Annotated in this window: 1 protein-coding gene; it reads left to right on the forward strand. The window is 41.7% G+C overall.

The features are described 5' to 3' along the window. A partial coding sequence (locus C1G53_RS12400) for a peptidylprolyl isomerase (RefSeq protein WP_192873139.1) occupies window positions 1-362 on the forward strand: 362 nt, incomplete at both ends.

Below are 362 nucleotides of genomic sequence, written 5' to 3' on the forward strand. Positions count from 1 at the left end.
ACTCATGCGAAGGAAGGATACTATAATGGAACGATCTTCCATCGTGTCATTAAGGATTTCATGATTCAAGGTGGCGATCCTCTTGGAAATGGTACTGGTGGAGAGTCTATCTGGGCCGGAAAAGATACTACTATCGATGCTGGAAATGGTTTTAAAGACGAGATTTCAGCTTTCCTCTATAACATTCGTGGCTCACTTTCTATGGCAAACGCTGGCGCGGGAACAAATGGAAGTCAGTTTTTCATCAATCAAAATACAACAGACATGTCTAGCCAACTCTCTAGTTCTAGCTATCCTGGTAAAATCATTGACGCTTATAAAAACGGAGGCAATCCAAACTTAGATGGCAAGCATACCGTATT

The organism is Streptococcus suis, from assembly GCF_002960445.1.
In the GTDB taxonomy this organism is placed as follows: Bacteria; Bacillota; Bacilli; order Lactobacillales; family Streptococcaceae; genus Streptococcus; species Streptococcus hyiners.